We start from the raw sequence: 10,325 nt of genomic DNA on the forward strand, positions 1-10,325 counted from the left end.
TTCTGAGTCCGACTACCCCAGAAAGCCAGGAAACCCTGACGCTTCAATACGGTGAAGAACTTAAACTTTCTTATATGTCGAGAAAAACCCGATCAGAAGTTTCGCCGATCAGGTCTCGCAGAGTTCAACACAACTACCTCGTCGCCCCCCGATAAGCCGAAGGAGACAAGCCACTGTAGGCTTTGAACTTTTTCGAAAAATGCGCCAGCTCCAGCCCCACCCGGTCCGCGATGTCGGAAATGCTGAGCGTCGTAAACGAAAGCAGCCGTTTCGCCTCCTCCATCCGTTTCAGTTGAATGTAATGGATGGGCGGCAGCCCGGTATGCTTGCGGAAGTAGCTGATAAAATAGTTCGGATGAAAATGCACCAGCTCCGCCAACCGCTCGATCTCCAACGACTCGCTCAAATGCGTGGCAATGTAGTCCAGCACCCTGGTCAGCTTGTGGCGTTCCTGCGCGCGAAGGAAAGCTTGAACATACGTGACGCCGTCGCTTCCCTCCAAACAAAGCGCCAGCATTTCCAGCAAAGCAGCCTGCATGAAAAGCGGAGAAAATGGTTCCTTTGCTTTATAATGCCGAATCAATTGCTCGAACAACCCGCGAACCCGCTCCGGCTCCGACGGGGTGGCGATAAACGCCCGCCCGGCCGCATGCAACAATGACCACTCCCCGATCATCGCGTGAAAATGGCAAAAATACCGCTCAAAGGGATGATCCTCCGATGTTTCCGTCGTTTGACGTGTGCCGGCAGGCAAAATAAACAACTGCCCTGGCTTAGGAAAGTAGCGTTTGCCGTCGATCTCGACATACCCTTCTCCGCCCGTCAAAAAATAAAGCCGATTGAACGCCGGCAGCTCGTTGTTGCGCTTCCAGTCCGGGAATCCGGTTTTAAACTGTGCATGATCGATCCGAACGGCGAGATTCTCCAGCAAACTTCCGATCGTACTACGGGTCGCTTCTATGATAAAAGCCTCCAATCGAGGGGAATATACCCTAGACTACCATCGATTTTTATTTTACAAGATCACCTTACTCTCGTACAAATATAGCTTTGTCTCATCCATGTTGTTTGCCGTGGCGGGACGGTATGATGGAAGTATTGTGAATCGGAAGGAAGGGGAATTTGAAAATGAAGCTGTCTGTATTTACCGTCGTCACGCCGGATTTGAGTCCGGAGCAGCTGGCCGACGCCGCCAAAGCGGCAGGATTGCATGGCATTGAGTGGAGATTCAAAGGCACTCCGGCAGAGGTCCGCGACCAGGCGCCATCGTTCTGGGGCAACAATTTGTGTTCGATCGATCCGGAGCTGTCCGACGAAGAGACGCTGCAGTTCAAGCAAGTTACCGAATCGCGTGGACTTGTGGTCGCCGGCTTGACGCCCTATCTGAACAACCTGGATCTAGCTGAAACCGAGCATGCGTTCCGCAAAGCCAAGCTGATCGGAGCTGCTGCGATTCGCGTTGGCGTAGCAGGTTACGACGGTTCGACTCCCTATCCGGAGCTCTATGAGAAAACGGTCCGCTACTTGAAGGAAGCCGAGCAAATGGCCAAGCAGTTCGGGGTGAAAGGACTCGTGGAGACTCACCATAACACGATCTCGCCAAGCGCGAGTTTGGCGCATCGCCTCGTCAGCCATTGCGATTCCGATCATATCGGCGTTTTGTTCGATCCGGGCAACATGGTGCATGAAGGCTACGAGCATTGGCGCATGGGCCTCGAGCTGCTCGGTCCTTATCTCGCGCATGTCCATGTGAAGAATACGGGCTGGTTTGAAAATGGCCAACGCGAGGACGGCACGGTCCGTTGGGAGAGCCGTTGGGCGCCGCTTGCCGCCGGCAGCGTGGATTTCGCTGCGGTGCTGAAGCACCTGAAGGCGGTAGGGTACGACGGCTGGCTCGGCGTGGAGGACTTCTCCAAGCAGTATGGGTCGGAGGAGCTGCTTCGCGAATTTGTGAAGTTTGTGCAGGAACGGGTATAAGACAGAGCAGCGGCGTTAGGACCATGTCCTGGCGCCGCTGTATTTTTTCGTAATAATAGCCTAATAACCACTAGCCTTATGCGTGTCCGGGCACCATCTGGCTGAGCGGAAATGATCGATCAGCGCCTCGAGCGATTCCGGAGAGCGAAGCTGGCCCAACACTTCGAAGGCATAAGCGCGCACATATCGATCCTTACTAGTCAGCGCCTGCTTAATCGCATGTAACACGATCGACGGGTCGCCCTCGCGCCCGATACGAAGGAGCGAGAGACAGGCGGTATACCCGATTTTATTTTGGATGTACGCTTGGTTTTTCCCATACGGGTCCGTTGTATCGAAGATCATGTCCTTCTCCTGCTCCACCGAGGCCACAAGCGCTTCCGTCAGCGCAGGCACCGTCAAATCCGCACGCTGCGTCATCATGCCGAGCGATTCGATTGCGTTCCGGCAAACCCACATACTCTCGTCGCGGGTAGCCGCAACTAGGGCGGGAACCGCTTCGATGGACGCATTGCCCAGCATCCCCAGCGCGAAGGCGGCCAGCGCCCTGCGTTTATCATCCGGATGCCGACCGAGGATCTCCGTTAATCCTGCAACCGCTACGGTTCCCGAGCCTTGAAGCCCATACGCCGCACGGGTTGCGATCAAGTACGTTCCTTCCCGCAGCTGCTTCAGCAGCTCCTCCGCTCCTGCCATGCCCATCGTGCCGAGCGAATAGGCGGCATTCAAGGCGCGCACCTCCTCCTCCCTAAGCATACGGCCGAGTTCTTGAACACGGGGAGCCTCAGCTTCTTCCTTCGTTTCGCCGGCAAGAGATCCTTGTCCTCTAAGCCACTTCCATACATCGAGCCACAGATCCGGAAGCTGTGCCGGAGCTTCCAGGGGGAGGTCGAACCTGTCGCTCTTATGATTCCAAGTCGGAGATGCCGGAGCCGTTAACCGCACAAATTGAAACTTGAGCATGTACCGATCCAGCTGAGAGCTGTTGATGGAGGCCCTGTGCCACAGATCGAAGTGAACCAGAACCATCGTCCCCGCCTTACCTGTAGGCAGAAGCGTCTCAGCCTCATCCCCCGGAAACTTTTCGAAGTACTGCGTTCCAGGCATAATCGCGGTTGGGCCCATATCTAGCGTTACATCCTGGGTATAGTAGAAGATCATGGCCCACCAGGGCCTGTGGCTGCGCATGGAGGACCAGAACCCGTCCTTGTGCCATACGCCGCCTCCAGGGACCGGATTGCCCGGCCGATTGTAGTGACAGTGGCGGTGAGGATGCATGTAATACTCCGCCCCCAGCACGCTGGTCAAGGCTCCCCTGACTACAGAGGTTTCGAAGAATCGACCCAGCTCAGGTACGCGAGGCAGTATATTATTGCCAGGGTTTCCCTCATGGTGAAGCACCGTGTTGATTTTGCCCATCACCTCCTGATGCAGCCCGGGCGGCACCTCATTCCGGAGCACCACATACCCTTTCGTAATGAATTGAATCATTTGTTCATCCGTCAGCAAATCATTCGTATCCAGCACCGCATTCACTCCTTTATTTGATTCATGATACAATTCCAATATAGTCTTCTTACCTGCTCTCTGTATTTAGTAACGAATCCGATATTTGCACAATTGTCAGGTAAAATGAGGAGGTCTGGCATCTTTTGAACATCGCCCAGCTCAACCCCTACGTGTACTTTGCAACCCAGTACCCTTTTTCCAAAGGTCAAACGAGCCTGCATCGTATTTGTTATACGAGCTCGTTGTACCTCATTCGTGAAGGCGCAGGGATTCTTAAGACGGAAGAACGCAGCTATGAGGCGATTCCGGGCTCTCTCTACTACATCCCGGCGGGTCAACCTCACGAGTGGATCGCGGATGCCGAATCCCCGATGGTCCATGTCTGCTGCTACTTTGATTGGCAATTTGTCGACAGACAAGGCGCGTTCCCGGCGCCCAGCGCAATCTGCTATGATCCGGACCGGTTGGAATATGCGCTAATCGGTCCAAGCTTCCCCTACCCGATTCCCGAGTTTTCTCGAGTAGACCCCATCCGCACGTGGATCGATTGGTTCGAAAGCTTTTATATCTCGAACGAATTCATTTCGGCACGAACCTTTATGCGCAGCTTGCAAATCCAACGCCATTTTCAGAGCTTTATGGAGCATTTCCTTACCTTCGCTCTGCATGAAGATCATCTTCCCGACCCCAGGATCCATAAAGTGCTTGAGAAGCTGGAGCAAGACATTATGAATGGCAGCTTGCATCCGCTGGAGACGTACTCCCAGGGCTTGCCGATCAGCCGGGGCTACTTCTTCGAGATTTTCAAGAAAGCAACCGGATATTCGCCCAATCAATATATCAACCATTTCCGCATCAACCGGGCCAAAGACGACTTGCGGTTTTCCCCGCTCAGCATTACGGAGATCGCCGAGAAGCATCATTTCTCTTCCATCCATTACTTCTCCAGGCTCTTTCACAAGCTGACCGGGCAGTCGCCGAGCGAGTACAGGGAGCAACACATAATGAAAGGCAGGTAGAGGGAACCAGATTCCCGCTGCCTGCCTTATTCGTTGCTGATTACCAGCCAACCACTCTGAAATCGATATTTTTCGGCGGAGGGAACTGGACCTTCGCTTCTTCCAGAATCGAGTCCGTCACCTCTACGTTTCTCGCACGCGCCAGTTGTTTGGCGTTGTATTTGTACCACAGCTCGATGATCAGCACTTCGCCTTCCCGGATGACGGCAAACTCCTTCTGAAACAACGCCTGCATGAACGCATCCTGATCCAGCTCCAGAGCGGCCGCGCCTACGATAATCTGTATGCGGTCGCTGTTCGTGAGCGATTCCGGCAAAGCCGCATAAACGCTCCAAGCTTGTTGGTAGTCCTTCGCCTGAATCAACAGGTTCAGGTATTCTTCCACGATCGCCCGCTCCGGCACTTCGCCGGACAGCTCGTAAGCTTGTTCCATATAGGATCGAGCCTTATCGAAGCTCTCTTTGCGTTTGTACACCTCCGCCAGGTTCCGGTACACCCACACAGACGGCTCGAGCTGCAAGGAGGTTTCCCAAGCGGAGACGGCGGCCTCCTCCAGCCCTTTCTCGTAAAGCATAACTCCAAGATGCAAATACGCGTTCCACGACCGGTTCGATTCCGCCTTCAAGCTCGCCTCCAGCAGCTCCTGCCACTCGTCCTGCACCATCCAGGAGTCCGGGACAGCCGCCGCCTCGCGCACCGGCAAGCTTCCATCCTGCAGCAGGGCCACCCAATCCACTTGCGTCTGACCCATTCCACCGAATGGCAGGCCGGCCGGGATTGATCTGCCCTCCAGCGTTTCTCTCCGCAGCTTCTCCAACGCTCCCCAGCCCGAGCCTTGGTGCAGCAGCGCCTGCGGCTCACGGTTCGCCAGTTGCTGAAGCCGCTCGTGGATGCGATACACTTCCTGCTCATTCAGGAGGCTGTCTACACTGCGCTGAACATAGGCGCTCGCTTCTTCCCAGCCGCTGGAGCAAGCCAGCTCAGGGTCGATCGACGCTTCGCCCATCAGCTGCGTGAAGTCCCACTCCGTCCGGCCCGGCATATCGAGACCATGCAGCTGCGTCGGCGCAAAGCCGCCTTGTACTTCAATGTAATTGCCTTCTCCCGGGTTGGCCAAGAAATCGCACCACCGTCTGCCGCCGGCATGATTGCCCCAGCAAAACATTTTGCGATAGCGCAACAAAGAAGTAGAGCGCTCGTAGAACATCCGGCCATCCTCATAGGCGACTGCTTCCCACGGCGATGCGACCGACTCCGGCGTTTGGAAAAAATACTCGTTGGCGAACGGGAATCGCATCGGGAAGGTCACGTCTTCTCCCGGAACCGAAGGCAATTCAGGCAGCTGCTCCGCGCCAAAGCCTCCAAAACGCGGATCCATATAGATGACATCGCTTGTGGAGGAGAATACTCTCGCTTGTTCGGTTTCCCGGACCGCCACATTCGTCCACCAATACATCGGCACGGAGGTTTCGTTGTCATTCAGGATGCGTACGTAAATCTGGAGCATGTCGGCCCCGGGCGGCAGGTGGAAGTCGATATGCCAGAACACATTTTTGCAGCGTTCATATTCATACAGGCGCAGGAACGGGTTCCCTTCGTCGTCCGTCAGCTGAGCGGCGTAAACCGAGGAAGAGGTCGCGAACGTATGCCCGAGCTGACCGACGTTCCACTCCACCCCGCCGGAAAACCAGGCGTTGAGGATCGCGAGATTGGCAGGCTGGAACACCGGATTTTTATAAAACACATCGAGCCCGGTCTGCTTATTCTTGAGCGAATACAAGCGGCCGCCGTACTCCGGCAAAAACACAGCCTCCAGCACGTCGTTCTCGAGCACGATCGATTTCTGACGAAGCGTCTTCCGGTTTCTGGAGTACAGATCCTGCATACGATAAGGCAAATATCGCTCTCCCGCCTCGTAGCCCAGCAGATGCTTCTGCTCGTCCGAGAGGGTCCCGTTCTCCTTCACATCCCGGTTGTGCTTGCGATTGCGAAAGACGGGAAGCGGGTTGTCCCCCTCCAGCTCGGCTCCTTCAATGACCAATTCGGCTACATACAGCGCGGTGTTCTTCATGCTCATGCGTGTGATCACTCCTGCTCCTTCGGTTTCACATTCCTCTATCAAAAATAAGTATATGATGAAAATCGAAAGGAAACAATCAAAATTGAAAGAAAAAAATCTAGTAGCATCGCACCTCGTAGATCGCCGCGGAAGCGTCCCCGTTCGTAGCCTGGATGACGATGCGCAGGCTCTGGGCCGAAACGGGCGAAGGCAATGGATGAAGGCGATGACGCTGATAATTGCCGGTTACTTGGAGCAACGTATGCCACGCGCCGTCCGGCGACTGAGCTTCGATGGCATAGTCCTTCGGACACTGCGGGTCGCGGTAGAGCGGCTCATATCGGTGGAACTCCTTCAGCAGATGGCCTGGAAAGGTCAGGTGAACTTCCCGGATCGTTTGCGGCTGGACCCAGTCTAGCTGCAGCCATTGCGACAAAGGCTCGCGGCTGTCGGAGCGCCAGACGTTCGTATAAGTGTGCGGGCGCGTTACGCCGCTTAGCACGTTCGCAGGCTCGAAGCAGCTTTGCGCCGGCTTGATGCGATAGCTCTGTGTCGCGCCGTCTTGCGAATAGCGCCTCATTCTTCCATGCCCCATCTCATAGGCGGAAGGATGGCCGGGCAAGAAGGTGCCGGAGGAATGCCAGTGCACATGCGGATTGGCCAGCGCATCGAGCCGGACGTATCGTCCCGGCTGGAGTCCGTTGCCGGCATCAAGGAACAGGTCCCAGTCGATCCACTGTTGTTGCGCTAGTGCGGGTATGTGCAGGATCGTCTCGGATATTACAGAGCCGGTGTCTACACGGTAATCCCAGATGTGATCGACCGGCACGAGCTTGATGTGGAGCGTCTGCGGTTGATCCGAGTCGTTGCTGACGCAAAGGCTTAGCTGCTCGATGATGGCTGCTGAACCAACTGCTATCCATTGCCCCCGTCGGTGGTTGAGCGGCTCCGGTGCCGGATCGAGCCGCAGCTGCGTCCACTGCCGGGCTCTGAAGCCGCCGGTGGCGTCTGTCGTCTGCGGACCCGCCCCCGCAAGCGTCGCGGAGCTGCTGGCGGTGGCCCGCGCCTGTCGCGCCAAGTCCGCGGCGTCCTCGTTGCGGACGCTGGGCAGGAAGCAGCCGTCGCGCAGCAGTTGCTGCTGCAGCTCGCGTGCCGCCTGCGTCGGGATGTGTTGAAGCGGCAGGTGCTTGCTCAGCGACAGCGCCGCCGCCGTGCCGACCGCCTGCCCCATCAGAGCGGTCGTCGACATGACGCGGACGGTGCCGAGCGCGGCGTGGGTGACGCTGACGTTCCGGCCGGCGAGCAGCAGGTTGTCTACGTCCTTGGCAATCATGATCCGCAGCGGAATGCCGTACGGCCCGCAATAGCTTTTCACCGCGTATTCGGTGATCTCGCTGTACCCTTCTGCGCTTGCAGGCTCCGCTGTTGCTGCGAGCAAGCCTCCCGGCGTATGCAGGTCGATAAACCATCCGCCGAACGCCACCTCGTCCTCGAACACCGTCCGGTTCACCGGATCGTGCTCGGTCATGAAGTACTTACCGATGACCCGGCGGCTCTCCCGTTTGCCCGGCACTTGGCCGATCCAGTCGAGCGCCATATTCCTGGCTTTCTCCTTCAAGATCGGATCCTTGTTCTTGATCCAATCCCAGATGCCGAGCGTATGGCGGGTCAGCTCGTGGCGGATCGTCTCATTGTCATACACGGTATTCCATGGAATGCCGATCTCGATCCACCAATAGCCGGCCTCCAAGTCGTAGAACGTACGTCCTTGCTTGTCGAAATAGTCCGGATCCTCGTGTCGGACCGCCCAGTCCGGCGCGGTGAACGGAACCGGCCGCCCCATATCGCGCGCACGAAAATGAATCGAGCTCCCCATCGTGTCGTTGCTTGCTTGCAGCGGAGCGTGCGGCTCATTGAATTCGTCGCGGCCTTCGGACCCCCAGCGCCATACGCAGCCGGCCTGATCCGCAACTATGGCGTCGCCGGTACAGTCGATAAAGATCTGCCCGTCGAGGATCAGCTCCGTCTCCGCATTCGCCACTCGAGCGATCACCGACCGGATCGTCCTCTTGTCGGATTTGACAACATCCGTGATGGTCGTATTGAGGTGGAACGTCAAATTCGGCGTCTTCACCGCCATATCGTACATCGTCATGTCCCAGACACTGTTCGTGCCGCCGTTCTCGCGGATTTTCTCGTGGTTGGTTGCGCGCTCCTCGATCAACAGCTCCGAGATGATCCCAGTCTCGCGCGCATAGTTATGGAATTGCCCCGCTCCGTGCGGCGTAACCCGGATCTCCGAAGAACTGTTGCCCCCGAATACCGGCCGATCGTGGATCAAACAAGTTTTCGCTCCCGACCGAGCAGCCGCCACCGCCGCGCAAAATCCCGCCAGCCCTCCGCCGCATACGATCACCTCGAACTGCTCTTGCTTTCTTTGCACCATGTTGGTCGCCATCCTTCTCAAACGAATTATTTACACGTGTAAATTTTTATGTGAAAGCAATCCACGTACCCTCCGCCGCTCAGCTGACGGTAGACTACCCAGATTGTCTTACAACCAAATCCATTTGCAGCTTTGTTTCCGGCCATGTTCGGTCGGCTTCCGCACCGTTCATCAGCTTCCGGATAAAATACGTCGTACCCTCTTGCCCTAGCTGTTCCCGCGGATAAAGCAAGGTGGTGAGCGGCGGCGCCACTTCGCTGGAGAGCAGGATGCCTTCACAGCTAACTACGGCTAATTGCTGCGGGACGCTGACGAAGCTATGGCGGCAAGCGGACATGGCTCCCATAGCCATGAGATCGTTCATGCCGACTAGCGCCGTGTAGGGCAGCTCCTCCCCTCGGAGGCTAACAATCGCGGCTAACATCGCGGCTTGCGCCGGCTCGAACTGACCCTGGCCATACAAAATCCACTCAGGCTCGCATTGAAGCCCTGTGCCTGCAGCTGCCACCAGGAAAGCTTGTGCCCGCAAGCTCAAGTAACTGCGCTCGGACCTATGCGTCATCAGAGCGACTCGTACATGCCCTTGCTCCTTGAGGTAGGAAGCTAACTGCCACATGGAGGCATGCCAGTCCACGTCCAACCATTCCACCTGCTCGTGCCCAACGGTCGGCTGCAGCAAAGAGAAAATCGGCACCCCCTGCGCCGCAAAATGCGCAATCGTCTCCTCGTGCAGCGACTGCCCCAGCAGCAAGATCCCGTCCACTCGGCCATGAAGCAGCTCCTTCAGCCTTTCCTCGGTCCCGCTGTTGTAGGAATGGAAAAACACGGCATAGCCCAGCTCCTGCACCGTCTTCTCCACATGCAGCAGAATACCCGCTTCAAACGGGTTCCCCATGTAGCCCACCAGCACGGCGATCTGCCTCGTCTGCCTCATCTTCAACCCGCGCGCCATCAAATTGGGCCGGTACCCAAGCTGCTCGATCGCCTCCAGCACTTTGCGCTTCGTCTCTTCCTTGACGATCGACTTGTTATGCAGGACATAGGAGACGACGGCTTCCGATACGCCGGCCAGCTCCGCCACTTGTTTGCGTGTTGCCATTGCGAACCTCGATTCATCAGCGATAATTTACTCGTGTAAATTAATAATAAGGAAACCTGCCGCGGCTGACAAGAAAAATTTGCTCCATCTTGGTCGAGCTGCTGGCGGGGAGCGGGGAGAGCGGCGGGAGAGCGGCGGGAGAGCGGGCGGGGAGCGGGCGCGGACGGCGGTGGTAGGCGGGGTGGGCCGAGGTGAAGGCGCGGGACAGCTGTATGA

Annotated in this window: 7 protein-coding genes; 2 read left to right on the forward strand and 5 right to left on the reverse strand. The window is 56.8% G+C overall.

What is annotated here, in order from left to right:
• Positions 1 to 133: 133 nt before the first annotated feature.
• On the reverse strand, positions 134 to 976 hold the full coding sequence (locus tag PKO02S_RS30335) for an AraC family transcriptional regulator (RefSeq protein ID WP_246067645.1): 843 nt from the start codon (positions 974 to 976) through the stop codon (positions 134 to 136).
• A 152-nt stretch (positions 977 to 1,128) separates the two neighbouring features.
• On the opposite strand from PKO02S_RS30335, the gene PKO02S_RS30340 reads away from it, so the two are divergent.
• Positions 1,129 to 1,977, forward strand: a complete 849-nt coding sequence (locus tag PKO02S_RS30340) for a sugar phosphate isomerase/epimerase family protein (protein WP_127588757.1) — start codon at positions 1,129 to 1,131, stop codon at positions 1,975 to 1,977.
• A gap of 60 nt (positions 1,978 to 2,037) precedes the next feature.
• Here PKO02S_RS30340 and PKO02S_RS30345 read toward each other — a convergent pair whose 3' ends face one another.
• Positions 2,038 to 3,504, reverse strand: coding sequence for a HEAT repeat domain-containing protein (locus tag PKO02S_RS30345; RefSeq protein WP_127588758.1), 1,467 nt, complete (start codon positions 3,502 to 3,504; stop codon positions 2,038 to 2,040).
• Between the two features lie 125 nt (positions 3,505 to 3,629).
• On the opposite strand from PKO02S_RS30345, the gene PKO02S_RS30350 reads away from it, so the two are divergent.
• On the forward strand, positions 3,630 to 4,505 hold the full coding sequence (locus tag PKO02S_RS30350; protein WP_127588759.1) for a helix-turn-helix domain-containing protein: 876 nt from the start codon (positions 3,630 to 3,632) through the stop codon (positions 4,503 to 4,505).
• Positions 4,506 to 4,545: 40 nt separating this feature from the next.
• On the opposite strand, the gene PKO02S_RS30355 is transcribed toward PKO02S_RS30350, so the two are convergent.
• From PKO02S_RS30355 to PKO02S_RS30365, 3 genes are all read right to left on the reverse strand, one after another.
• Positions 4,546 to 6,582, reverse strand: coding sequence for a DUF5107 domain-containing protein (locus PKO02S_RS30355; RefSeq protein WP_127588760.1), 2,037 nt, complete (start codon positions 6,580 to 6,582; stop codon positions 4,546 to 4,548).
• A 100-nt stretch (positions 6,583 to 6,682) separates the two neighbouring features.
• Positions 6,683 to 9,010 carry an FAD-dependent oxidoreductase gene (locus PKO02S_RS30360; protein WP_218033971.1) on the reverse strand — a complete coding sequence of 776 codons (2,328 nt, stop codon included), beginning with the start codon at positions 9,008 to 9,010 and terminating at the stop codon, positions 6,683 to 6,685.
• A 94-nt stretch (positions 9,011 to 9,104) separates the two neighbouring features.
• The gene (locus tag PKO02S_RS30365; protein ID WP_127588761.1) at positions 9,105 to 10,109 is read right to left on the reverse strand and encodes a LacI family DNA-binding transcriptional regulator; all 1,005 of its coding nucleotides are present in this window, start codon (positions 10,107 to 10,109) and stop codon (positions 9,105 to 9,107) included.
• Positions 10,110 to 10,325: the final 216 nt, after the last annotated feature.

It is taken from the genome of Paenibacillus koleovorans NBRC 103111 (assembly GCF_004000845.1).
Taxonomy (GTDB): domain Bacteria; phylum Bacillota; class Bacilli; order Paenibacillales; family NBRC-103111; genus Paenibacillus_AA; species Paenibacillus_AA koleovorans.

What these genes read in the sequence shown, in the direction of transcription:
- PKO02S_RS30340 (WP_127588757.1), top strand. Translation starts at nt 1,129, where the DNA reads ATGAAGCTGTCTGTATTTACCGTCGTCACGCCGGATTTGAGTCCGGAG.
- PKO02S_RS30355 (WP_127588760.1), bottom strand. Translation starts at nt 6,582, where the DNA reads ATGAGCATGAAGAACACCGCGCTGTATGTAGCCGAATTGGTCATTGAA.
- PKO02S_RS30360 (WP_218033971.1), bottom strand. Translation starts at nt 9,010, where the DNA reads ATGGTGCAAAGAAAGCAAGAGCAGTTCGAGGTGATCGTATGCGGCGGA.
- PKO02S_RS30365 (WP_127588761.1), bottom strand. Translation starts at nt 10,109, where the DNA reads ATGGCAACACGCAAACAAGTGGCGGAGCTGGCCGGCGTATCGGAAGCC.